Raw genomic sequence first — 22,181 nt, 5'->3', positions numbered from 1 at the left:
TCGTCGCGGGATGCCCCGACCAGCGGTTTTCGATCAGAGGCTTTGCATTCCGAGCGATGAGGGGTTAACATCCGCAACCCTTAAAAACCGACGTCTTCAAGTGCTCTTTTGCCGCGAGGATGTTGACCCCGGTAATGAATGAAGGTAGCTCTGGATGCCAGCCGTCAAAGTAAAAGAGAACGAACCCTTCGACGTAGCTCTGCGTCGTTTCAAGCGCTCCTGCGAAAAAGCCGGTGTACTGGCTGAAGTTCGTAGCCGCGAATTTTACGAGAAGCCAACTTCTGAGCGTAAGCGCAAAGCAGCTGCTGCTGTTAAGCGTCACGCCAAGAAAGTTCAGCGCGAACAGCGCCGCGCCGTTCGTCTGTACTAATACGCAGACGACCGTAGCAAGCTTCTGCCAAGCCCGGCCCTCAGCCGGGCTTATGGCATTTGCGTAAAACGCTTGATGCTTCACTGTCAAAGCCGCAGACGCGACCGAGACAAATCTGCTTCACCGCGTCAGACCTGGCTCTTTTGCCAGCGGTGCACGTCTTTTCTGACGAGCCTTTCAAGGCTACTGACGAGCACACCCACTGATTCCTCTCACGACGATCAGCCCAAGGCACCTGCTTGCGTGCCGAATGATGAGCTATCCGAGGCCTGTGTTTGGCCGCAGCGGATTCAGCGCAACACATTCAAACAGCCGAATACTGATTGGCATTAACGTCAGTGGATTTTCGGCAGATACACTTCCCGACAGCGATTACGCAGACGACACTGGTCGAGCCGCACACTTTGCGCGCTTCAATCAACGCCCGCGTTCGGTCGCCGTACGTTTCGGGCTCCTTTCAGCGCAGATGACGAGAACGCCATGGCCGGGCTAATTCCCCAGAGCTTCATTGACGACCTTCTGAACCGCACCGACATCGTCGACGTGGTCAGCTCGCGCCTGCAATTGAAAAAGGCCGGCAAGAACCACACCGCCTGCTGCCCGTTCCACAAGGAAAAAACGCCCTCGTTCAGCGTCAGCCCCGACAAGCAGTTCTATTACTGCTTCGGCTGCGGCGCTGGCGGCAACGCCCTCGGCTTCATCATGGACCACGACAACCTGGATTTCGTCCAGGCGGTCGAAGAACTGGCCAAAGCCGCTGGCATGGAAATCCCCCGCGAAGAAAGCGGCCGCCCGCACAAGCCACGGCAGCCGACCGATTCGCCGCTGTATCCGCTGCTCAGCGCCGCCGCCGACTTTTATCGCCAGGCCTTGAAAAGCCATCCATCGCGCAAGGCCGCCGTGGACTACCTGAAAGGTCGCGGGCTGACCGGCGAAATCGCCCGGGACTTCGGCCTGGGCTTTGCACCGCCTGGCTGGGACAACCTGTTCAAGCACTTGAGCAGCGATACCCTGCAACAAAAAGCCATGATCGATGCCGGCCTGCTGATCGAAAACGCCGAAAGCGGCAAACGTTACGACCGCTTCCGCGACCGCGTGATGTTCCCGATCCGCGACAGCCGCGGGCGCGTCATCGCCTTTGGCGGCCGGGTATTGGGCGACGACAAGCCGAAGTACCTCAACTCCCCGGAAACCCCAGTATTCCACAAGGGCCAGGAACTCTACGGCCTGTACGAAGCGCGCAAGACCAACCGCAACCTCGACGAGATCATCGTCGTCGAGGGCTACATGGACGTCATCGCCCTGGCCCAGCAAGGCCTGCGCAATGCCGTCGCGACCCTGGGGACCGCCACCAGCGAAGAGCACCTCAAGCGGCTGTTTCGCGTCGTGCCCAGCGTGCTGTTCTGCTTCGACGGCGATCAGGCCGGTCGCAATGCGGCATGGCGGGCACTGGAGGCGACACTTTCGAGCCTGCAGGACGGTCGTCGTGCACGTTTTCTGTTCCTGCCCGAGGGCGAGGATCCGGACACCCTGGTCCGCTCCGAAGGCACCGACGCCTTCCGCGCACGAATCAACCAGCATGCACAACCTCTGGCCGATTACTTTTTCCAGCAATTGACGGAAGAAGCCGACCCGCGCTCGCTCGAGGGCAAGGCCCACATGGCCACCCTCGCCGCACCGCTGATCGACAAAGTCCCTGGCGCCAACCTGCGCACCCTGATGCGTCAGCGCCTGAGCGAAATCACCGGCCTGAGCGGCGAAGCGGTGAGCCAGCTGGCACAAAGCGCCCCGCAGGAAGCACCGCCGGCCTACGATCCGGGCATCGATTACGACGCGATGCCCGACTACAGCGACTATCATCAGCCGCAGGCACAGGACATGTATGTGCCGCAGCAGGAATGGACGCCAAAGAAACCCGGTGCAGGAGGCAAGAAATGGGACAAGAAGCCGTGGGACAAGAATGGCAAACGGGGCGGTGATCGCGATCAACCCCGCGCGCCACGTGTGCCCGCCGCCGTAGAACCGCCGACCCTCGCCGCCTTGCGCACGCTGCTGCATCACCCGCAACTGGCCGAGAAAGTCGAGGATGCCGGGCACTTCGCCGCCGAGGATCACACCAACACACAATTGCTGGTGGCGCTGCTCGAGGCCGTGCAGAAGAATCCCAAGCTAAACTCAATTCAGCTGATTGCCCGCTGGCACGGCACAGAGCAGGGCCGCTTGCTCAAAGCCCTGGCGGAAAAGGAATGGCTGATTGATGGAGATAACCTTGAACAACAGTTTTTCGACACCATTACTAGCTTGTCAGCCCGCCAACGCGAGCGAAACCTGGAACAACTTCTTCGAAAAGCACGTCAAAGTGAATTGAGCACCGAAGAGAAAAACCAACTGCGCGACCTTTTAAGTCGCAATGTTTCCGCATCAAACCCGACCTCAACTGGCGCGTGAGGTCATAGCTCAGGTATAATCCTCGGCTTGTTTTTTGCCCGCCAAGACCTTCAGTGGATAGGGTGTTATGTCCGGAAAAGCGCAACAGCAGTCTCGTATCAAAGAGTTGATCACACTTGGTCGTGAGCAGGGCTACCTGACTTACGCGGAGGTCAACGACCACCTGCCGGAGGATATTTCAGATCCGGAACAGGTGGAAGACATCATCCGCATGATCAATGACATGGGGATCAACGTATTCGAGGTTGCGCCAGATAAGGATTCCCTTATGCTGGCCGACGCCGATACCGACGAAGCCGCAGCCGAAGAGGCCGCTGCAGCGTTGGCTGCGGTCGAGACCGACATTGGTCGCACTACCGACCCGGTGCGCATGTACATGCGCGAAATGGGTACGGTGGAGCTCCTCACGCGTGAAGGCGAAATTGAAATCGCCAAGCGTATTGAAGAGGGCATCCGTGAGGTGATGAGCGCCATCGCGCACTTCCCTGGCACGGTTGATCATATTCTCTCCGAGTACACCCGCGTCACCACCGAAGGTGGCCGCCTGTCCGACGTCCTGAGCGGTTATATCGACCCGGACGACGGCATCGCGCCGCCTGCGGCAGAAGTGCCGCCACCGATTGACGCGAAAGCCGTCAAGGCGGATGACGACACCGACGACGAAGACGGTGAAGCCTCGGATGACGAGGAAGAAGCCGAAAGCGGTCCGGATCCGATCATCGCCGCCCAGCGTTTTGGCGCTGTGGCCGATCAGATGGAAATCACCCGCAAGGCGCTGAAAAAGCACGGTCGTCACAACAAGGCAGCGATTGCCGAGTTGCTGGCCCTGGCCGACCTGTTCATGCCGATCAAACTGGTACCGAAGCAATTCGAAGCCCTGGTCGAGCGTGTTCGCAGTGCCCTGGATCGCCTGCGTCAGCAAGAGCGTGCAATCATGCAGCTCTGCGTTCGTGATGCGCGCATGCCGCGTGCAGACTTCCTGCGCCAGTTCCCGGGCAACGAAGTCGACGAAAGCTGGAGTGACGCCCTGGCCAAAGGCAAAAGCAAATACGCTGAAGCCATTGGTCGTCTGCAGCCGGACATCGTCCGTTGCCAGCAGAAGCTGACCGCGCTGGAAACCGAAACCGGTTTGACCATCGCCGAGATCAAGGACATCAACCGTCGCATGTCGATCGGTGAGGCCAAGGCCCGCCGCGCGAAGAAAGAGATGGTTGAAGCCAACTTGCGTCTGGTGATCTCGATCGCCAAGAAGTACACCAACCGCGGCCTGCAATTCCTCGATCTGATCCAGGAAGGCAACATCGGCTTGATGAAAGCGGTAGACAAGTTCGAATACCGCCGCGGCTACAAGTTCTCGACTTATGCCACCTGGTGGATCCGTCAGGCGATCACTCGCTCGATCGCCGACCAGGCCCGCACCATCCGTATTCCGGTGCACATGATCGAGACGATCAACAAGCTCAACCGCATTTCCCGGCAGATGCTGCAGGAAATGGGTCGCGAACCGACCCCGGAAGAGCTGGGCGAACGCATGGAAATGCCTGAGGACAAGATCCGCAAGGTATTGAAGATCGCTAAAGAGCCGATCTCCATGGAAACGCCGATCGGTGATGACGAAGACTCCCATCTGGGTGACTTCATCGAAGACTCGACCATGCAGTCGCCAATCGATGTTGCAACCGTTGAGAGCCTTAAAGAAGCGACTCGCGAAGTGCTGTCCGGCCTCACTGCCCGTGAAGCCAAGGTACTGCGCATGCGCTTCGGTATCGACATGAATACCGACCACACCCTCGAAGAGGTTGGTAAGCAGTTTGACGTGACCCGTGAGCGGATTCGTCAGATCGAAGCCAAGGCGTTGCGCAAGCTGCGCCACCCGACGAGAAGCGAGCATCTACGCTCCTTCCTCGACGAGTAATCACAAAACCCCCGGCCCAGGCCGGGGGTTTTGTTTTATGGCAGATTAATATCTCCACACCTCCCCTCCGCCCTGTAGCCCGTCTACACTCGAAACATTCCCCAGAGCCATAACGAGACCGTTATGCCCAGACTGCCGACCGTGCTTTTTTTGCTGTCGCTGATGACCTGGACCGCAACGGCTGGCGCGCTGACTCTAACTGAGGATGAACGTAGCTGGCTGGCGGCTCACCCGGACTTGCGCCTGGGTGTCGATGCATCGTGGCCGCCCTTCGAGTTTCGCGACGATGAGGGCCGCTACCAGGGCCTTGCCGCGGATTACATCGAGGTCATTCGCCAAAGGCTGAAAACCCGACTCACGCCCATTGAGCCGGTGAGCTGGACCGCCGTCCTGGAACAAGCCAAAAAGGGCAAAATCGACCTGCTTCCGGGCATCATGTCGACCCCGGAACGCCAGAAATACCTGTCGTTCACCCGCCCCTATCTGGATTTTCCGATCGTCATCCTGGCCCATGTCAGGGGCGCCCAACCACACAACCTGCAAGACCTGTATGGCCTGAAAATCGCCGTGGTGGAAAACTATGCCCCCCACGAACTGCTGCGCACCCACAATCCCGACCTGAACCTAGTGGCGATGCCGAACGTCAGCTCGGCGTTACAGGCGCTGGCCACAGGTGCAGTGGATGCGGTGGTGGGCGATCTGGCGTCCAGCGTCTGGAGCCTGCGCCAACTCAAGCTCGATGGGCTGTATGTCAGCGGTGAAACCCCCTATCGCTATCAACTGGCCATGGCCGTACCCCGCAACAACGCAATTCTCGTCGGCATTCTCGACAAAGTCCTGGCGGACATGAGCCCCGCCGAAATCAGCGCCATTCAGGAGCATTGGGTCGGTAACGTCATTGATCATCGAACTTTCTGGAATGACCTGCTGGTGTATGGCCTGCCCGGATTGCTGCTGCTGACCCTGGTGCTGGCGGCGGTTATTCGCATCAACCGCCGCTTGAGTTCGGAAATCGCCCGCCGGGTCGATCTTGAACAGGAACTGCGCAGCAGCGAGTACCACTATCGCGGCCTGGTAGAGAGCCTGTCGGCCATCGCCTGGGAGGCAAGGGTCACCGACTACACCTACAGCTATGTATCGCCCCACGCCGAAGATCTTCTTGGCTATCCCCTCTCCCATTGGCTGATTCCGGGCTTCTGGCGCAACATCATTCACCCCGCCGACCTGATTCGTGCCCAGACTTTCTGCGATCACGAAGTGCTGGCCGGACGCGATCACCGCCTCGATTACCGGGTGATTACCGCCGACGGGCGCTGCCTGTGGGTGCGCGACATCGTCAGCCTGATCGAGCATGGGCATGAGCCGGTGATGCGCGGGTTGATGATCGACATCACCGACGCCAAGCGCACCGAAGAAGCGCTGCGCCTGTCGGAACAGAAATTCGCTTCCGTGTTCCAGCAATGCCCTGACATTCTGGTGATCGCCCGCCTGAGCGACGGTTGCCTGCTGGAGGTCAACGAAGCGTTCGAAGAACAGATCGGCCTCAAGGCCGAGGACGTCATTGGACTGACCGCCACCGATCTGAACATCTGGGGGATTCCCGGCGTTGGTCCGGGTCTGTTGCAACGCTTGCAGGCCGGCAGCATCCGCAACCTGGAAATGCCCTTTCGTCGCAGCAACGGCCAGGTGTTCACCGGGCTGATCTCCGCCGAACCGTTCGACCTCGACATGACACCGGCGCTGGTGGTCGTGGTGCGGGACATCACCCAGCTCAAGGAAACCCAGCAACAACTGCAAACGTCCGAAGAGAAGTTCGCCAAGGCTTTCCATGCGTCCCCCGACGGCCTGCTGCTGTCGCGGCAAAGTGACGGCTTGCTGATGGAGGTCAACGAGGGTTTCAGTCGCATCACCGGATTCAACAGCGCCATGTCGGTGGATCGTTCGGTGCTGGACCTGGGGATCTGGGTCAATCTCAATGAACGCAAACAAATGCTCGACCTGCTGCATCGGGACGGTTTTGTCCGCGACTTCAGTTGCCATATCCGCCGCAGCGACGGGCAGATCCGCCTTTGTGAAGTGTCCAGCCGTCCGCTGCCGATCGGCGATGACGACTGCATGCTGACCATCGCCCGGGACATCACCGAGCGGCACCTGATGCAGGAAAAACTGCAACAAGCCGCGACCGTGTTCGAAAGCACCGCCGAAGGCGTATTGATCACCGATACCCAACAGCACATCAGTGCGGTCAACCGTGCCTTCACCGAAATCACCGGTTACAGCGAAAGCGAAGCGCTGGGCCACACGCCACGGCTGCTCGCTTCGGGCTTGCATGACAGCGCGTTCTACGCGGCCATGTGGCATCAATTGACTGCCGAAGGTCATTGGCAGGGCGAGATTTCCAATCGGCGCAAAAATGGCGAGCTGTACCCGAGCTGGCTGACCATCAGCGCCGTGCGCAACCGTGACAAGTTCATCACCCACTTTGTCGCGGTATTCGCCGACATCTCCAGCCTCAAGCATGCCCAGGCCAAGCTCGACTACCAGGCGCACCACGACCCGCTGACCGGCCTGCCGAACCGCACGCTGTTCGAAAGCCGCTTGCTGACGGCACTCAACAACCAGCAGGAAAACGGCGGCCAGGGCGCCGTGCTGTTCCTCGACCTTGACCGCTTCAAGCACATCAACGACAGCCTCGGCCACCCGGTGGGCGACCTGCTGCTCAAGGGTATTGCCGCACGCCTCAAGGAGCAGTTGCGTGACATCGACACCGTGGCACGCCTGGGCGGTGACGAGTTCATTATCCTACTGCCGGGCCTGCAACAATCCAGTGATGCCGACAACATCGCCACCAAGCTGCTCAATTGTTTCGCCGCGCCGTTCCAGGCCGGCGAACACGAGTTTTTCATCAGCTCCAGCATCGGCACCAGCCTCTATCCCAAGGATGGCTGCGACGTTGCCACGCTGATCAAGAACGCCGACGCGGCGATGTACCGCTCCAAGGCCAAGGGCCGCAACCGCGTCGAAAGCTACACCCGCGACCTCACCGCCCAGGCCAGCGAACGCGTGGCGCTGGAACACGAACTGCGCCGCGCCATCGAGCGCAACGAATTGCACCTGTGCTACCAACCGAAAATCAGCCTCGACGACTACAGTCTGGTCGGCGCCGAAGCCCTGATCCGCTGGCGCCACCCGACCTTTGGCGACGTGCCGCGAGAACACTTCATCCCGCTGGCTGAAGAAAACGGCATGATCCTGCAAATCGGTGACTGGGTCCTGGAAACCGCCTGCCGGCAGATGGCCGAATGGCACCGCCTGTACGAAAGCCCCGGCCCGCTGTCGGTCAACCTTGCCGGCGCCCAATTGCGCCAACCCAACCTGCTGGGTCGTATCGAGCAGTTACTCAAGGACAACGGCCTCAACCCCGGATTCCTGCAACTGGAAATCACCGAAAACTTCATCATGAGCCAGGCCGAAGAAGCGCTGGCGGTGCTGCATCAACTCAAACATCTGGGCGTGCAACTGGCCATCGATGACTTCGGCACCGGCTACTCGTCCCTGAGCTACCTCAAGCGCCTGCCGCTGGACATCCTCAAGATCGACCAGTCCTTCGTCCGCGGCCTGCCGGACGATCCCCACGACGCGGCGATCGTACGCGCCATCATCGCCCTCGGACGCAGCATGCAATTCACCGTGATTGCCGAAGGCGTCGAGACCCAAGCGCAACAGCAATTCCTCGCCGCCGAGGGCTGCGAACAGATCCAGGGCTACATCGTCAGCCTGCCCTTGCCCCCCGACGAATTCGCCGCGACGTTTCTTCGTACAACCGTAATGGCTTTTTCGGATAGCACAGCCGCGAAACCGTCGCTATAATCCGCGACCTACTGAGGGCCTATAGCTCAGTTGGTTAGAGCAGAGGACTCATAATCCTTTGGTCCACGGTTCAAGTCCGTGTGGGCCCACCAATAAAATCAACAAGTTAGGTCAATCATTGCGATTGACCTTTTTTGTTTCTGACGACTTTGTAAGCACTTTGTAAGCATCCAGCAAAAAAGCCCAACTCACTGACCAGGCTTGCCGGACTTGTGCGGTCGAGTTAGAGCTACCGCGCGATGCATTGACCGTTCAGCTTTTGGCCGATTGCCACAACTCGGGACCGACACTCCAGCTTGATAGAGAGTTGACTACGGACCCGATGATCCCCACTCCTACGCTGCTTACGCACTACTTCGTCGTTGGTGATAAAGTCGCGTACGCACAGGCCGGGCCAACGACGAGCTGGAGAGTGAAGGGAGAACAAATATGAAGCACGCCGGGAGAAGGATCGCGTGAGTCAGGGACGACAGCAACTCGACCAGACATCCTTACGGGTGCTGACCGGCAAGACGGTAGACTGGAACAAAATTACCAAAAACTGCATCACCTTTGCCAGCGCAACGGGCGGGCGGCTGGTGATAGAACCAGCTACAAGCACAGCACGGCCGACAGGGAGGACGGTAACTCATGACCAAATCTGAGGCACAAACGCGAGCGGACCTGATCGACCAGCAACTCGCCTTGTCTGGCTGGAACGTCAAAGATCCCACCCAAGTCATCGAAGAGTTCGACATTCTGACCGCCTTACCCGAAGGTGTGGCCGAACCGCGTTCGCCCTACGAAGGCCATCAATTCAGCGACTACGTCCTATTGGGCAAAGACCGCAAACCGCTGGCCGTCATTGAAGCCAAGAAAACCAGCCGTGACGCCGCCATCGGCCGTGAGCAGGCCAAACAGTATTGTTACAATATCCAGAAGCAGTTAAGCGGGGAATTACCGTTCTGTTTCTACACCAACGGCCACTCGACCTACTTCTGGGATCTTGAAAACGCCCCGCCGCGCAAGGTCGTCGGTTTTCCCACGCGCGACGATCTGGAGCGCTTCGCCTACATCCGCCGCAACCGCAAACCGCTGACGCTAGAGTTCATCAACACCTCGATTGCCGGGCGGGATTACCAAATCCGTGCGATTCGTTCGGTGCTCGAAGGCATCGAGCAAAAAAAGCGCGATTTCCTACTGGTAATGGCCACTGGCACAGGCAAGACACGCACCTGCATCGCCATGGTCGACGCCTTGATGCGCGCAAGCCATACCGAAAAGGTGCTGTTCCTAGTCGACCGCATTGCCTTGCGTAACCAGGCTCTGGCCGCCTTCAAGGAACACATGCCCAACGAACCACGCTGGCCTCGCGTAGGCGAAACGCTCATCGCCAAAGATCGCCGCGTGTATGTCGCCACCTATCCGACGATGCTTAACATCATTCGGGGCGATACGCAGCAATTGTCGCCGCACTTCTTCGACTTCATCATCGTTGATGAGAGCCATCGCTCCATCTACAACACCTTTGGAGAAGTGCTCGACTACTTCAAAACCATCACCCTGGGTTTGACCGCCACGCCGACTGACATCATCGACCACAACACCTTCCAGCTTTTCCATTGCGAAGACGGTCTGCCGACTTTTGCTTACACCTTTGAAGAGGCCGTGAACAACATCCCTCCCTACCTCTGCAACTTCCAGGTCATGAAAATTCAGACCAAGTTCCAGATGGAAGGCATCAGCAAGCGCACCATCTCGCTGGAGGACCAGAAAAAGCTGATTATGCAAGGTAAAGAGGTTGAAGAAATAAACTTCGAAGGCTCTCAGCTCGAGAAACAAGTGATCAACAAGGGCACCAACACCCTGATAGTTCGCGAATTCATGGAAGACGCCATCAAGGACGCCAATGGCGTCCTGCCCGGGAAAACCATCTTTTTTTGCGCCACCAAGGCACACGCCCGGCGTATGGAAGAAATCTTCGACAAGCTTTATCCGCAATATAACGGCGAACTGGCTAAAGTGCTGGTGTCGGATGATCCGCGCGTCTACGGTAAAGGCGGCCTGCTCGACCAGTTCACAAACAACGACATGCCACGCATCGCCATCAGCGTCGACATGCTAGACACCGGCATTGACGTGCGCGAGATCGTCAACCTCGTCTTCGCCAAACCGGTGTACTCCTATACCAAGTTTTGGCAAATGGTCGGGCGCGGTACGCGCCTGCTGGAAACCAGCAAACCCAAACCCTGGTGCCTTGAAAAAGACGTGTTCCTGATTCTTGATTGCTGGGACAACTTCGAATACTTCAAGCTCAACCCCAAGGGCAAAGAACTCAAATCCCAGTTGCCGCTTCCTGTGCGGTTGGTGGGCCTGCGACTCGACAAGATCGAGAAAGCCAACGATTGCGGCGTTGTCGATACTGCCGCACGTGAAGTGACAAAGCTGCGAACCCAGATCGCCATGCTGCCCCAATCGTCTGTCGTCATCAAAGAGGCCGCAGCCACACTGGCGACACTGGATCAGGAAAATTTCTGGATCAACCTCTCTCACCAGAAACTCGAATTCTTGCGTGCTGAAATCAAGCCGTTGTTTCGCACAGTGTCGGAGGCAGATTTCAAGGCCATGCGCTTTGAGCGTGACCTTCTCGAGTACTCGCTGGCCGTGCTGAACGAAGACAAGGGGCAAGCCGAAACCCTCAAGGAAGGCATCGTCGAGCAGATCAGCGAACTGCCGCTTTCGGTTAGCTTCGTGAAGCAGGAAGAAGCCCTGATCCGCGCCGCGCAAACCAGCTACTACTGGGCCAAGGCCAACGAAGACGCCTTAGATGACATTATCGCCAAGCTGGGTCCGCTGATGAAATTCCGCGAGAAAAACACTGACCAAGAGCAAACTCATCTGGATCTGGTCGATGAACTACATAAAAAAGAACGGGTGGAGTTCGGCCCGCAGCACGAGGCCGTGAGCATCACCCGCTACCGCGAAATGGTCGAAAACCTGATTACCGAGCTCACCGAGAACAACCCGGTGCTGCAAAGGATCAAGAACGGCGAGCAGATAAGCGTGCTTGAGGCCAACGAGCTGGCTGAATTGCTGCATGAAGAACACCCACACATAACCGAAGACCTACTGCGCCAGGTCTATAAGAACCGGAAGGCACGCTTCATCCAGTTCATCCGCCACATCCTTGGCATCGAGGTACTTCAGAGCTTCCCGGACGAAGTCAGCGCCGCGTTTGACCAGTTCATTCGTGCCCACACCGCCCTTGTAGGCCGCCAACTGGATTTCCTCAATCTGCTGAAGAACTTCATTATCGAGCGCGAAAAGGTGGAGAAGAAAGACCTGATCAACGCCCCCTTCACGGTCATCCATCCGCAAGGCATCCGTGGCGTGTTCGGCCCGGCCGAAATCACCGAAATCCTGCAGCTGACCAAACGGTTGGCTGCCTAAGATCAGACAGAGCATCCCATGCTACAGAACAACCCCGAACTCAAAAGTAAGATCGACCAACTCTGGAACAAATTTTGGAGCGGCGGCATCAGCAACCCGCTTACTGCGATTGAACAGATCACATATTTGCTGTTTATGAAGCGACTGGACGAGCTGGACCTTAAACGCCAAGCAGATGCCGAATTTATTGGCGAGGCTTACATATCAAAGTTTTCCGGCGTCTGGGTTCCCTCCGAATATCGAACCAAACGCACCGGGCGTGAGGGTGCTCTAGAGCTGGTCGAGATTCTCGCGAACGATAGCCGTCAATACGGTATCAACAAACAAAACCTGCGCTGGGGCGAATTCAAGCGCATGCAGGCCGAAGAGATGCTTCAGCACGTGCATGGCAAGGTGTTTCCGTTTCTCAAAGACTTGAACGGTGACGAATCCAATTTCACCCATCACATGAAGAATGCCGTCTTCATCATCCCCAAGCCGGCACTGCTGGTGGAGGCGGTGAAGACCATCGACGAAATTTTCGAGGTGATGGAACACGACTCGCGCGAGAACGGCCAGTCCTTTCAGGACATTCAGGGCGATGTTTATGAAATGTTGCTGTCCGAAATCGCCACCGCAGGTAAGAACGGTCAATTCCGCACTCCGCGCCATATCATTAAGCTCATGGCTGATCTGGTGCAGCCGCAGCTGGGCCACAAGATCGCCGACCCCGCCTGCGGCTCCGGAGGTTTTTTGCTCGGAGCCTACCAATACATCGTTACCCAGCTTGCCATCAAAACAGGCACGCATGACCTCGTCCCGGATGAGGACGGCTTCGTGCGTACCTCGGTCGCCGCAGCCCTTACTGAAAAAGCCCAGAGCATTCTACGAGAATCACTTTACGGCTACGACATTGACGCCACCATGGTGCGCCTGGGGCTGATGAACCTGATGATGCATGGTATCGACGAGCCGCACATCGATTACAAGGACACCCTTAGCAAGAGCTATCTTGAAGAGTCCGAATACGACATCGTGCTGGCCAACCCGCCCTTTACCGGCAGCATCGACAAGGGCGACATCAATGAAGCCCTACAGTTGGCCACCACCAAGACCGAGTTGCTGTTTGTCGAGAATATCTACCGCTTGCTGAAAAAAGGCGGCACCGCTTGTGTGATCGTGCCGCAGGGTGTGCTGTTCGGCTCGGGCAGCGCCTTCAAAAACCTCCGCCAGTTGCTGGTGGAGCGCTGCGACCTAAAAGCCGTGATCACCCTTCCCAGCGGCGTGTTCAAGCCCTATGCGGGGGTCAGTACCGCCATTCTGCTGTTTACCAAGGTGTGGGGGCCGAAGGACAAAGTCACCCAGCCCGCCACCGAGCACGTCTGGTTCTACGAAATGGCCGCTGACGGCTACAGCCTGGACGACAAGCGCAGCAAGCAGGAAGGCAATGGCGACCTGCAGGACATCATCTCCAAGTACCATGCCCGCAACCCGGCATACGACACCGACCGAACGGCGAAATGCTTCATGGTGTCGCGCGCCGAGATCGCCGACGACAAGAACAACTTCGACCTCTCACTCTCCCGCTACAAAACAGATGTATTCGAGGAGGTACACTACGACCCGCCGGGCGTGATTCTGGAAAGGCTGATTTATGCCGAGGTTGGTGATGTAGACGAGGCCGAGCTAGCCAAGGTACAAAGCGGCATAGTGAGCGATTTGCTTGAGTTGAAGGGGATGGTGGGATGATTTTTAAACCACTCGGTTCACTGGCAAAAATAATTGCAGGTCAATCACCAGAATCATCCACCTATAACTCGATTGGTCAAGGGTTGCCCTTTTTTCAGGGTAAGGCAGATTTTAAAGATATGTACCCCACAGTCCGTATGTGGTGTACGAGTGTGAAGCGAAAAGAAGCTGAACCAAACGACATTCTTATTTCTGTTCGTGCCCCTGTTGGCGCAGTCAATATATGTAATCAAAAGTCGATCATCGGGCGTGGCCTTGCAGCAATCCGTCCGTTTTCAGAGCTTGATGAAAAATTTCTTTACTACTACCTCAAAGCGAACGAAAAGCAAATCGACGCTTTGGGTACAGGCTCAACCTTTAAGGCAATCACGCAGGACACGCTCAAGAAGTTCGAAATCCCAGTCCCACTTCGCAATGATCAAATCCGCATAGCCCATCTGCTCGGAAAAGTGGAAGGGCTGATCGCCCAACGCAAACAACACCTGCGGCACCTCGACGACTTGGTCAAGAGCATGTTTCTGAAGATGTTTGGCGACCCGGTGCGGAATGAGCGTGGGTGGGAAACCTCCACTATCGAAGGATTCTGCAGCTTAGTGGTCGATTGCCCACACAGCACGCCGGAATACAGCGAAGGGAACACGGGCTATTACTGCGTTCGCTCAAGTGATATTGTCGATGGATACCTTGATTTGACGAAGACTTACCACGTCGACGGTAATATTTACGAGGATCGTGTTGCAAGGTATTCCCCGCAGAAAAATGACATTATTTACTCGCGCGAAGGTGGCAGGCTTGGCAACGCCGCAAGAATAATTAGTGGCGAGAAAATCTGTCTCGGACAAAGAATAATGCTGTTTCAAGTCAATCCCACCAACACACCTGAATTCATGTGGGCACTCCTTGAATCTGTTCACTTCAAAGCGAAACTACAGGGTTTGATCGGTGGCGGAGCCGCGCCTCGCGTAAATATTAAAGACCTAAAGAAATTGGTCGTAATCAAACCGACGCCTGATTTGCAGCTGTCGTTCTCGAAATTTGTCTTAAAAATTGATCAGCTCAGAGACCAATACAAGCAGCACTTCACTGAGTTAAAAGCGCTTTACGGCGCATTGAGTCAGCAGGCGTTCAAGGGCGAGCTGGATTTGTCGCGCGTACCCTTGCCTGGGATTAAACCTGAGGAAGTGAAAGCCGTGGCAGCAGAACCCTTAAACACTCACATCGAAGAAGACCTTGCCATCAACCTGCCGGACACCGGCACGCCGCTGGATGCGCTTGGGAACACTGAGGCACGAGCGACGCTGATCGGTTATTGGCTAGAGGCCTATCGCTGCCAGCTGAACAGCATGCCGTTTTCGATACAGCACTTTATGATGGCGGCGCAAAACCGCTTGGCCGAACTACACCCGGACACTGACTTTGAGTTGGGCGCCAACGACTACGAATACATCAAAACCTGGGTGTTCAAGGCACTGGCCGCTGGCACGCTGAAGCAGGCGTTTGATGACGCAGGCAACCGCATCCAGCTCAAGGCCGTGCAGGTATGAAACTTCTACGCCTCAAGATCACCGATCCGTCAGGTTTTCGCAGCCTGCCCTGTGGTTTTGAGCATCATTTTCGCAGCGAATGGAGCCTGCAAGACGAACTGACCCAGTCCCTAGGCTTCGCACCCTTCGTCTGCGCTGGCCCCAACGGTAGTGGCAAATCCAATTTGCTCGAAGTGCTGGCGGCGATCTTCTTCCAGCTGGAAATCCTGCGTGTGCGCCGCAGTTTTCTGCCCGAGGTATTGCAGAACGCCGATCAGGATTTTTCGCCGGTGGCGTTTGAGCTGGATTACCTGATTCGTGTGCCATCGGAATACCTCCGCCCCGATGGCCCGTTGTGGGCTAAGGTCGGGGCATGGAAAAGTCCCGGCGAGTCCGTGCGCCTCCAGTGGGAGAACCAATGCGAATTCGATACCGATGCCTATGAGGTTTTCAAGGGCGGCCACGCCGACATCCTGCTTCCCCAGTACGTACTGGGGTACTCGTCCGGCGAGAACGAAATCCTCAGCCTGCCCTTCTTCAAACTTCGCTTCGTACAGTTCGACGAGTACTGGAATGCACTAACTCGGCAACTGAGCTATCCCGGCCACCCGGAAACGCGACTGGCCTACCTCGACAATGGCTTCAGTCAGGCCATCTTGCTGTGCAACCTGCTGTTTCAGGACGAGGCTACCTTGCAGCCCTTCAGCGAGGATGTTGGTATCGAGGCGCTGCAGGAGTTCCGCATCATCATCCGGCGTAACATTCCTCTTGCACCTGAACAACTGACCACCTTCGCAAGTGAAGACCTGAACCAGCGTCAGTCGCTCGATGACATTGTCAAAAGCAACCCAGCCTTGCGCGCAGAAGTGGATGACTTGGGCAGCACCCGCTACCGGCTGAACCTCATGCAGTTGTTGGAGGGCGATGAAAAGTCCTCGCTGGTGGTGAGCGCCCTCAAGCGCTGTGCGTCATCGCATTACGTAGATGAGGCCTCGGATACGCTAGTGCTCGACTACTGGGTGGATGACGCCACCAAACAGGCCTTCCGCGAAAACTTCGAGGGTTCGCCACTGGCGCTGTTCCAGGCTTTTCAAGTCTTGCTAACCTTAAATCTGTACCCGGTGAGTGATGCGCTCAAGACGGACCTGTACCAATCCTCCAGTCACTACGTGAGCGAAACGGTGCCAACGCTGGCCTCCGACCAGCGCATCATGCGCTTTAAGTTTGTGCGTTTTCGCAAACAGGGCGTAGCGCATTCGATGATGCTGAAGGAGCTGTCGGACGGCGAGCATCAGTTGCTGCACAGCCTCGGCCTGTGTTTACTGTTCCGAGAAACCAACAGCCTGTTCCTGCTCGACGAGCCGGAAACCCACCTCAACCCGAACTGGCGCGCCAACTTCATCACTCGCCTGCGCCAGTGCCTGCCCGATGCGGGGAGTGTGGGGCAGGAAATGCTGATCACCACTCACACGCCGTTCCTGATCTCCGACAGCAAGCCAGACAAGGTGCTGGTGTTCGAGAAAGATAAGGCAACCTGCACTGTTAGTATCAGTCAGCCGGACTACAACACGCTGGGCGCGTCGATCAACAAAATCACTATGAACACCTTCGGAAAACGAGAAACCATTGGAGGCCACGCCCAAGACTTGTTGGATGCATTGCGCACACGTTTTGAACGGGGCGACGAAGACAAAGAGGCATTGATTACCGAAATTCACCAGCAGCTCGGCGACTCGGTGGAAAAAGTATTGTTGATCAAGGCCATTCTCGACAGCGAGCCGCAACGTGACGGGGAGGCGCAGCGCTGATGCTGTTTCCGTACACTCATGTGCCGCATCAAATGGATAGGATGCAAGAGTTCATTGACTTCATCTTCTTTGATGTGTGGTGCAAAGCGCCAATCGGCCTTGTCTTTCACCCTGATCTTTTCGAGAGTAATCCCGATCTCAAGGCTGTCATGTCCGAGTTCGGTTTTTCCACTAAGGCGGCAGAGCGCGGAAAGACGTTTTACAAAGATGTGAAGACGATCTATGAGTTTTTTGCGCTGCTATCAGCACCGCAAATTGATCAATTCAAGGATTGGTATCGGGGAAATAACGATCTGGAGAAGATTTGCGCCAACGATCCGACCGTGCAACTCGCTCGTTACGCCGACATCGCCGTGGCCTACATGGACCTTGCCAATCAACTCGGTGCGTTTTTCAAGGAGCTGTATTCGAAATCGCTGTTAGACCTTGCTGCGCTTCGAGCCAAGATCGGTGACATTGATAATCACTATCAGGTCTTTATGACCACCAACAAAGTTGGGAAATGCCCCTTCTGCGGCATCAACGATCTACTCGGCGAATACCACAGCAAGCGAGAGGCCTATGACCATTACCTGCCCAAGGTGCTCTATCCATTTAACTCGATCAACTTCAAGAATCTCGTTCCAGCCTGCCACCACTGCAACAGTAGCTACAAAACCAGCAAAGACCTTGCCTACACGCCGAAAGATCCGACCCGGGAAGTTCATCGCCGCGCCGTTTTCTACCCATATACGGCTACACCTTATACCATCGATCTACAGGTGGCCTTGCAGCATTCAGACATCGCTAACTTAAAGTCGGTGGACATTGATCTACAGTTTGGCCCTGCGGCTCTTAACGCCGAAATCGACACTTGGAAAGACGTGTACGGTATTGAGGAACGCTACAAAGCTAAGCTCTGCGGAGAAAATGACGGCAAATACTGGCTGACCCAGGTTCTAGATGAATGGAAGGAAGATGGGCGGCAGCCAGCTGATTTCCTGAAGACATTATCGCGGCAAACGCAGAGTCGGCCATATGCCGATTGCAACTTCCTCAAGAAACCATTTCTCGATGCTTGCAGTCAGATTGGCATCATTTAAAAAAGGAGAAGGCCAGCATTCATTGTAATGGCATCGAATTCTCCGGCCACTTGGCTGCGGGCTTTAGGTCGATGCCGGTGTTAAGGGCATCCACAGCTTGCTCTTAGTTCTACTCGGTCAAGGTGCACACTTTATTCACAGGTTGTGGGTAGACCACCTTGTTACGGAGGTGACAACAGCCCGCTTCCAAAATTTGGCCGATTGCTGCCTGTAGCCACCGTTAGTAATCGGTCGCCGACAATGACCACCAGCGCTAGATCGAAGGTGGTGCCCTGCCGCGTCGATGTTCCAGAAAAATTGCAGGCGCCTCTCCCCCCGCCTTTCCCCCTCTAATCCCTTTGCAACCCACTGATTTACCGGGCGTGATGCGATCTGTGAAATCTTTTCAGCGCGCCCTGGGCATGCCCACTGTTACCGATCCCATACCCGCCAGGTCCACGCACAGCCCGCAAAGGCAGGCACTAGAGCGCGTCACAGTGGATATGACATTCGAACACCTCAGACTGATAAGCCAAACCCAGCAAAAACACGCACCCCATCTAAATCAAAGCTTTCACGCCTTACCCCGAAAACATCTCGTAGCTATTCTTTTCTTCAACGCCCCCGTTTCACCCACAAAAAAACGCACTTTTACCGGGTAAACACAGCTAGAGTCGCGCAGCCCATCTAGCACGCGCCTTGGCAGGAACAGGAAAATTAGAGCGGATTTACTATAAAGCCGAAGCGCCGCGACAAATCCAGCCCATCCACACCACCTGCACCGACACCGTGCCAGTCCTCCAGCGCCTGCCGCTTCAATGACAACAGGTCACCCTGCACATACGTTTCGGTCAACCCCGGCATCGCATGGTTCAGCAGTTGCTCGGCAATCACATAGTTGACGTTCAGATGCTGCCATCCGGCCCGTGCCAGCTTGCGCAGGTCGTGGCTTGACCAGTCACCAGCGCTCAGACCGGCAATCGCCAACGATGCCCCCGGCCCCGTCAGCGCGTGACCGTGACCACCCGGAAACAGATACACGCTCGGCCTGCTGGATTGCTGATCCTTGTACCAACACAGCAAAGCCACAACAGCAGATGTCAGTGGCAGCTCATGCCGCGTTCGCGTCTTGGTTAATTCAGCCGGAATCACCCACCATCCAGCGTCCAGGTCGAAGTGATCCCAGCGCGCCTGCCGTGTCTCGCCTATCCGCGTGCCATGACAGAGCATCAACAACGCCAACAGACAAGGCCCTGGCGACTTCGGCAGACGCTGAACCAGCAGATCCATCAGCCGGCCAACATCACGCGGAAACAACCGCGCCCCCTTCGGTCTCAACCGGCCCAGCCCGAAATCCGTGAACCTGACGTCAGCCAAAGGATTGACGTTCAGCAGCCCCAGCCGCTTGCCCGTGCGAAACCCCGCGCTCAGTACCCGGTAGGCATTGCATACCGTGGCCGGGGCTACCAGCGCTTGCATCGGCTGAATTAATAGCTGGTCAAGCGTGGCCGTGTTCAACTGATCCACCGGCACACCCCACAGGCGCGGAAAAAGCCAGTTTTTGGCAAGCGACCGGCAACTGACCTTGCGCGCCTTGGATATCGTGGCCGTGTTCAAATGCCGCTCCAGATACCACGACACCACGTCACCCACCGTATACAGAGCACGCAGCATGGCGTCAGGGTGAACACCGCCAGCACACAGCAACTTGAGCGACGACAGCCGCGCATCCATTTCCTTGCAGCCACAACGCGGCCAATCAGCCACTTTCTGCCACTTGCCATCGTGCACCGTGTACCACGCACCGCGCTGTCGATCTTTGAGAAAACGAAACCTCAAATCCGGGTAGCGCTGGTCGCGAAGGTCGCGAACGTATTCATCTTTTGCCTCGGCCCGAATCGCTGCATCACTGAAGTCGATATATCGCGTCTCACCCATCGCATACCTCGCCACATGATTGACCAACCTAGCAGCCAGCCCGATCTGGACCACGCCGCACGCTAACGCCTACCCGATCACCTTCGGCCTGCCGGTGAAGTCGGTGAAGTCGGTGAAGCCAGCTTCGACGTCGGCTTCGACCTGGAGGCGAAGAAACCTTCCGACCTCAATCAGCGCGTAAAACCCCGCGCCGACATCTCAGCCGCGACACACAGCACATCACCGTGCCAAGCCGCCACCAGACGGCGCAGGCGACCGTTAATCTCACACTTCAACGCCTCGACCTGCTCGGCAGTCGCGCCGAGGTCAGCGTACTCACGCAGGCGCTGCGCTCTCCCTTCAGCCGCGCCCAGGTCATGACACACATGCCGTGTTATTGCGCACAGGTCGCCCAGGTTGAAGAACTCGCGCAACAGTTCGTGCACCCTAGCGTTAGCCTCCGCCTTGCCCAGTGATCCGCCACTACGCCCCACGAACAAGCGATCATCTCGGCCAGCACAGCAGCGCCGATAGCGCTTCAGCAGCACCACGTAAGGCGCGGTCAGCGGCAACGCCTCGCCACCGACACACCAGAAACCGGCCTGCAAGTCGAAATCGGACCATCGCGCTTGCAGCAGTACCTGCACCGGTTGGCCGTAACCGAGCGCCATCAAGCCGACCACCGCTGCAACAAGATCACCGTCAAATCCCTCCAGAAGGCCACCAACCACTGTCCTAGCCCATTCATAGCCAACTGTCATACACACCTCCAAAGTTCACGGAGCCTCAATCGTCGTTGACAGCAAATCTCCCAGGCATGGCGCAGCTTGATGTTTACCCCAAGCCCTCGACCCCGCGAGCGGGGCCCCACTCGGGCCTAAAGATCAAAGTCAATGATCTTTCGATCATCAGGCAGAGCAGAAGCAAAAGCGGGGGCGAGGGCTATATCAGGAATCAGGAATCAGGAATCAGGAATCAGGAATCAGAAATCGGTGAATCGGTGAATCGGTGAATCGGTGAATCGGTGAATCAGGGCGTTTTCTAACGGTGGATTAAAGTTATCTGACGGTGGATTAACGTGGACCTTGCGTGTATCCCCAGTGACGCAACCGTTCTTTTTGCGTACATGGATTGTTAATTCACCATGCCTGTCCGGTAGTGCGCCGTCCTTTTCAGTGCTGTGTGGTCTCTGGTGTTTGGCGAAGTTCAACACTTCAATGACCGCCCAATCGGCGACGGTAAATCGCTCGATAAATCCCGCCTGTTCCAGCGCCGCAAGCCCCTGCTCTACTTGGTAGTCATCACAGGGAAACAGCTCCATCTTGATCCGCTTCGGACGGTCCTCGATGCGCCCCTCTCGGTCGGCAAGGCACCACAGGCCAATAAAAAGCAGACGGTCAAAGGCTGGGAGTTCGGCCAACATCTCATTCATGAAGAAACCGGGCTTGATATTGCGCGCACGCGCCATAGCTCAGCCCCTCCCACTGCGAAGGCTGGAGCCATGCCAAATGACAGTGCTGTGTGGGTGCCACGAAGTGCAAAAGCCGTCGCCAGTAGGATGGAGCCAGTACCAGCCGCTATCGCGTCCTGGCTTATCACCGGGAGCGTGAAATCGATGAATTTTGCTGTCAGGAACCAGCTCGCCAGCGAGCGACACGCAATGGTCCTGCTGTTCATTTTTGATACCCATGAGGATCGCCCCCCGAATAGTTTGTCGAAGGCCAGATCGGGTGCGACAATCAGCGTGCTTACCACTGCTTGGCGGGAGTGTTTGGCACCGCCGGACGCGCCCACGTCCGGCTTTTTTATGCGGCTGATTTGTTTGGTCGAGCAACGTCAAGAAGTGCGCGAACGTCAGCAGTTGGCCACGCAAGACGACCGCCAATTCGAACGCACTTCACCGGCCCATCATTGCGAATGGCCCAGTTACGTAGGGTTTGCTGCTTACGGTTGAGAAAGTGCGCGGCCTCAGCCGTTGTTAGGATTGGACGGTCGATTGCGTCCAGGGCTTGAAAGGCGTCCATGTGCTGCTCCCGATGTCTAGCCGATTTGTCCGGCTCTCGGGTTCATCATTATCCGCACCAAAACATTCAGGTCCACAAGGTAGCGGAC

Annotated in this window: 13 protein-coding genes and 1 tRNA gene; 10 read left to right on the top strand and 4 right to left on the bottom strand. The window is 56.7% G+C overall.

Annotation, left to right across the window (positions count from 1 at the left end; translation table 11 throughout):
* Positions 1-154: 154 nt before the first annotated feature.
* The 10 genes from rpsU to KW846_RS03055 all read left to right on the top strand — a co-directional run bounded on the left by rpsU (position 155) and on the right by KW846_RS03055 (position 18,173).
* Positions 155-370 (top strand): 30S ribosomal protein S21, encoded by a 216-nt coding sequence (gene rpsU, locus KW846_RS03100; RefSeq protein WP_002551877.1) that lies wholly within the window; start codon positions 155-157, stop codon positions 368-370.
* 480 nt (positions 371-850) lie between these two features.
* The gene (gene dnaG, locus KW846_RS03095) at positions 851-2,818 is read left to right on the top strand and encodes a DNA primase (RefSeq protein WP_007980233.1); all 1,968 of its coding nucleotides are present in this window, start codon (positions 851-853) and stop codon (positions 2,816-2,818) included.
* A 67-nt stretch (positions 2,819-2,885) separates the two neighbouring features.
* Positions 2,886-4,733: an RNA polymerase sigma factor RpoD gene (gene rpoD / locus KW846_RS03090; RefSeq protein WP_007980239.1), complete on the top strand. Its 1,848-nt coding sequence runs from the start codon at positions 2,886-2,888 to the stop codon at positions 4,731-4,733.
* 123 nt (positions 4,734-4,856) lie between these two features.
* Complete coding sequence (locus tag KW846_RS03085; RefSeq protein ID WP_218481285.1) at positions 4,857-8,603, top strand: bifunctional diguanylate cyclase/phosphodiesterase; 3,747 nt, start codon at positions 4,857-4,859, stop codon at positions 8,601-8,603.
* Between the two features lie 15 nt (positions 8,604-8,618).
* Positions 8,619-8,695: transfer RNA gene (locus KW846_RS03080), tRNA-Ile, on the top strand.
* Between the two features lie 538 nt (positions 8,696-9,233).
* Positions 9,234-12,032 carry a DEAD/DEAH box helicase family protein gene (locus tag KW846_RS03075; protein ID WP_218481284.1) on the top strand — a complete coding sequence of 933 codons (2,799 nt, stop codon included), beginning with the start codon at positions 9,234-9,236 and terminating at the stop codon, positions 12,030-12,032.
* A gap of 18 nt (positions 12,033-12,050) precedes the next feature.
* Positions 12,051-13,760 (top strand): class I SAM-dependent DNA methyltransferase, encoded by a 1,710-nt coding sequence (locus tag KW846_RS03070; RefSeq protein WP_218481283.1) that lies wholly within the window; start codon positions 12,051-12,053, stop codon positions 13,758-13,760.
* The gene (locus tag KW846_RS03065; protein ID WP_218481282.1) at positions 13,757-15,304 is read left to right on the top strand and encodes a restriction endonuclease subunit S; all 1,548 of its coding nucleotides are present in this window, start codon (positions 13,757-13,759) and stop codon (positions 15,302-15,304) included. The genes KW846_RS03070 and KW846_RS03065 overlap by 4 nt, the downstream gene beginning before the upstream one ends.
* A complete protein-coding gene (locus tag KW846_RS03060) occupies positions 15,301-17,091 on the top strand; it encodes a restriction system-associated AAA family ATPase (RefSeq protein WP_218481281.1) in 1,791 nt (596 codons plus the stop codon). The genes KW846_RS03065 and KW846_RS03060 overlap by 4 nt, the downstream gene beginning before the upstream one ends.
* Positions 17,091-18,173, top strand: coding sequence for an HNH endonuclease (locus KW846_RS03055; protein WP_256356567.1), 1,083 nt, complete (start codon positions 17,091-17,093; stop codon positions 18,171-18,173). Before KW846_RS03060 ends, KW846_RS03055 begins: the two co-directional genes overlap by 1 nt.
* 696 nt (positions 18,174-18,869) lie before the next feature.
* Here KW846_RS03055 and KW846_RS03050 read toward each other — a convergent pair.
* From KW846_RS03050 to KW846_RS30305, 4 genes are all read right to left on the bottom strand, one after another.
* Positions 18,870-20,090, bottom strand: coding sequence for a tyrosine-type recombinase/integrase (locus tag KW846_RS03050; RefSeq protein ID WP_218481280.1), 1,221 nt, complete (start codon positions 20,088-20,090; stop codon positions 18,870-18,872).
* A 170-nt stretch (positions 20,091-20,260) separates the two neighbouring features.
* Positions 20,261-20,830: a hypothetical protein gene (locus KW846_RS03045; RefSeq protein ID WP_218481279.1), complete on the bottom strand. Its 570-nt coding sequence runs from the start codon at positions 20,828-20,830 to the stop codon at positions 20,261-20,263.
* A gap of 221 nt (positions 20,831-21,051) precedes the next feature.
* Positions 21,052-21,537: a hypothetical protein gene (locus tag KW846_RS03040; RefSeq protein WP_218481278.1), complete on the bottom strand. Its 486-nt coding sequence runs from the start codon at positions 21,535-21,537 to the stop codon at positions 21,052-21,054.
* A gap of 337 nt (positions 21,538-21,874) precedes the next feature.
* Complete coding sequence (locus KW846_RS30305; RefSeq protein ID WP_218481277.1) at positions 21,875-22,093, bottom strand: helix-turn-helix domain-containing protein; 219 nt, start codon at positions 22,091-22,093, stop codon at positions 21,875-21,877.
* Between the last annotated feature and the right edge of the window lie 88 nt (positions 22,094-22,181).

The sequence above is a fragment of the Pseudomonas sp. PDM32 genome, assembly GCF_019219225.1.
GTDB lineage: Bacteria > Pseudomonadota > Gammaproteobacteria > Pseudomonadales > Pseudomonadaceae > Aquipseudomonas > Aquipseudomonas laurylsulfatiphila.
Note: the sequence above shows the minus strand (reverse complement) of the source record. Positions and strands in the feature narration are given on the sequence as shown.

Bases quoted from the DNA above. Each gene is read 5' to 3' on its own strand.
- KW846_RS03040 (WP_218481278.1), bottom strand. From the start codon at position 21,537: ATGGCGCGTGCGCGCAATATCAAGCCCGGTTTCTTCATGAATGAGATG.
- KW846_RS03075 (WP_218481284.1), top strand. From the start codon at position 9,234: ATGACCAAATCTGAGGCACAAACGCGAGCGGACCTGATCGACCAGCAA.
- KW846_RS03050 (WP_218481280.1), bottom strand. From the start codon at position 20,090: ATGGGTGAGACGCGATATATCGACTTCAGTGATGCAGCGATTCGGGCC.
- dnaG (WP_007980233.1), top strand. From the start codon at position 851: ATGGCCGGGCTAATTCCCCAGAGCTTCATTGACGACCTTCTGAACCGC.
- KW846_RS03070 (WP_218481283.1), top strand. From the start codon at position 12,051: ATGCTACAGAACAACCCCGAACTCAAAAGTAAGATCGACCAACTCTGG.
- KW846_RS03085 (WP_218481285.1), top strand. From the start codon at position 4,857: ATGCCCAGACTGCCGACCGTGCTTTTTTTGCTGTCGCTGATGACCTGG.
- rpoD (WP_007980239.1), top strand. From the start codon at position 2,886: ATGTCCGGAAAAGCGCAACAGCAGTCTCGTATCAAAGAGTTGATCACA.
- KW846_RS30305 (WP_218481277.1), bottom strand. From the start codon at position 22,093: ATGGACGCCTTTCAAGCCCTGGACGCAATCGACCGTCCAATCCTAACA.
- rpsU (WP_002551877.1), top strand. From the start codon at position 155: ATGCCAGCCGTCAAAGTAAAAGAGAACGAACCCTTCGACGTAGCTCTG.
- KW846_RS03060 (WP_218481281.1), top strand. From the start codon at position 15,301: ATGAAACTTCTACGCCTCAAGATCACCGATCCGTCAGGTTTTCGCAGC.
- KW846_RS03055 (WP_256356567.1), top strand. From the start codon at position 17,091: ATGCTGTTTCCGTACACTCATGTGCCGCATCAAATGGATAGGATGCAA.
- KW846_RS03045 (WP_218481279.1), bottom strand. From the start codon at position 20,830: ATGACAGTTGGCTATGAATGGGCTAGGACAGTGGTTGGTGGCCTTCTG.
- KW846_RS03065 (WP_218481282.1), top strand. From the start codon at position 13,757: ATGATTTTTAAACCACTCGGTTCACTGGCAAAAATAATTGCAGGTCAA.